Source organism: Nocardia miyunensis NBRC 108239 (assembly GCF_001613065.1).
GTDB lineage: Bacteria > Actinomycetota > Actinomycetes > Mycobacteriales > Mycobacteriaceae > Nocardia > Nocardia miyunensis.
In genome coordinates, this window is the sequence record NZ_BDBQ01000178.1 from 1 (window position 1) to 2433 (window position 2433).

The window sequence follows — 2433 nt, forward strand, 5'->3', positions numbered from 1 at the left end:
AGTAGGCTCGGCTGAGCGGCGAGGTGCCAGCGATGCGCTGGTCCTTTTCCGCTCAGCCTGCCCCCGAACCGGGCATGCCCGTTTCCGAGCACCACGGCTCTCCAGTGACTACTGCGTCATTGTTGCCCGGTGGGCGTGGATTTGGTCGTGGCATTCGCGACAGACCACGAGGGTCTTGCGCCGCTTGTTCGCCATTGCCTTCGCCCAGGGCGGCGGTGTTCCGGCCGTCTCGAGGTCCGCGAGTCTGCGGATGTGATGGACCTCGATGTCATCGGTTTGCTTGCAGAGCTCGCACATCCCTTTGAGTAGCCGTTGGATCAGCTTCTTGTGGGGATAGAGCGGCCGGTGTGGCTGGCGGTCGATGACGACCGCGGTCTTGTTCCGCCGCAATGGTATTCCGCCGAACCGTGCGACCAGTAGTTTCCTGTTGCCTCGGGCGATGCTGGCTTCGAAACACACCCGCTGTCCATGGGGTGTCGCGATCTTGGCCTTGTGGCGGGCCGCCATCTTCGTCACCGTCGAGCGGTGTTTGCTCGCAAGGGTTTTGAGCATGGAGGTCTCCATGACCCAGCGCAGCCGGTGTAGCCGTGAAACGTCGTAGGCGAGTAGGTAGTACTGGACGATGCCCCGATACTCGGCTCCGAACTTGCCGACGATGGTGTAGTCGTCTTCGTTGACAATCCGGTTCCGGCGCGCGGGTTTTCCGCGCAACAAGTAGAGGGACGCTTTGGATTTGACCACGTCCGCGGGAACGTGCAGGACCACTGTCCCGTTCACCGATCGGCGGTTGCGCCGGTCGGAGGCGTCGGGGCGTCGGGTCCTGCGGTCGCTGCCCGCGACCGCGATCTCGTAGCCGAGGAACCGCGCCCGCTGGCTGCGGGCGTGGGTGATCAGTGTCTTCTCCGGCGACAGTTCCAGCTTGAGGTCCTCACGCAGGAATTCCGCCAATCGCTGCTTGATCTGCGCGGCTTCGGTTTTCGGTCCGGCGAACCCGAGCAAGGTGTCGTCGGCATAGCGGCAATACCGCAGCCTGCGATACTCAGGATCGTTCGGATCCTGGCTGGGCAGGCTGTGCAGTTGCCGGTAGAGCGCACGGACCTCGGCGCGGTCACCGCGTCGTTTGGCCCGCACGATCGCCTGTTCGACCTTGCGGTAGGCCGGGTTGCGGGCTCGCAACCGGCCCCGGGTGTATTCCGGGATGAGCACCGTTTCGACAAACGAGTCCAGTTTGTGCAGGTAGATGTTCGAGAGGACCGGCGAAGCGATGCCGCCCTGGGGAACTCCGCTCAGCGTTTCTCCCCACTGCCAGTCCTCCAGATATCCGGCTGTCAGCATGTTGCGCAGCAGCCGCAGGAACCGGTTGTCGTGGATGTTCTCCGCCAGGATTCCGACCAGAATTTCGTGGTCGAAAGACCCAAAACAGTCGGCGATGTCTCCCTCGATGAACCAAGTCGTCCCGGTCCAGGTGTTGGCCACCTCCCGCAGCGCGGTGTGGCAGCCCCGGCCGGGCCGGAACCCGTGAGAGCGATCGGAAAAACGCGGCTCGTAGTATGCCTCCAACAGCAGGCGCACCACCTCACCGACCAATTTGTCCGACCACGTGGGCATCCCGAGAGGACGGGTTTTGCCGTTCTTCTTCGGGATATGAACCCGCCGGACCGGCCGGAACCGGTAGCGCTCGTGGCGCATTGCCCCGATGATCCGGTCGATCCTGCCCAGCGACATGCCATCGGCGGTTTCCTGTGTGACCCCGGCCGTCATCGCACCCTTGTTGGCGTAGATGCGGCCGTAGGCCAGCAGATACAACTGCGGATTAAACATCTGCCGATACAGTTGCTCGAGCGGCAGGCCACGCCTGCCGCGTTCACGCAGAACATCCAGAACCGTTTCGGCGCTCTGCATTACGCATACCTCCCGATCAATGAATGCTCCGTCACCTGGTCTGCTTCGCCCTGCGGACGGCTTTCCCGTCCTCCCTGGCCGGGCGTGACTCCGGCGACTACTACCAGACCTCCGTCACCATGGGGCTCGCGCCCGACAGGTGATCCCACGTTCGTCGTCATCGCACGTCATAGCGTGATTTAGGCGTCCCACTCATCTCCTTCAATGCCCTCACTGGGCATCGCTCCTTGCCCCGAAGGTTGCGGCCGTATTTCATTCGCGGGCCGCAGGGCCGGCACCGGTTTCAGGCGTCTTTCCGGCGGATGTGAACTTCCATCTCCTGGAGATTGGGATTCAGGCAATCCAGCTTTCGCCATGTCACGCGGGTCCCCCAGAGCACCGTCCCCAACGTCTGGACCCGGCCTCTGATTCGCTGGCATGCTCCTGTCCCCGTTAGCCTTTCGGATCCGGGTAAGCCATCAGACCCACAAACCTCCCTTCGAGTTCGTCCCGGCTATGCCGGGGATGCGACGACGCGCCTCGTGGCGCACT

The 2433-nt window shown here is 63.2% G+C and carries 1 protein-coding gene; it reads right to left on the reverse strand.

Annotated features, from left to right (window positions below):
* Window positions 1-108 precede the first annotated feature (108 nt).
* Window positions 109-1902, reverse strand: coding sequence for a reverse transcriptase/maturase family protein (locus tag NM2_RS46825; protein WP_174575769.1), 1794 nt, complete (start codon window positions 1900-1902; stop codon window positions 109-111).
* Between the last annotated feature and the right edge of the window lie 531 nt (window positions 1903-2433).

Bases quoted from the DNA above. Each gene is read 5' to 3' on its own strand.
- NM2_RS46825 (WP_174575769.1), bottom strand. From the start codon at position 1,902: ATGCAGAGCGCCGAAACGGTTCTGGATGTTCTGCGTGAACGCGGCAGG.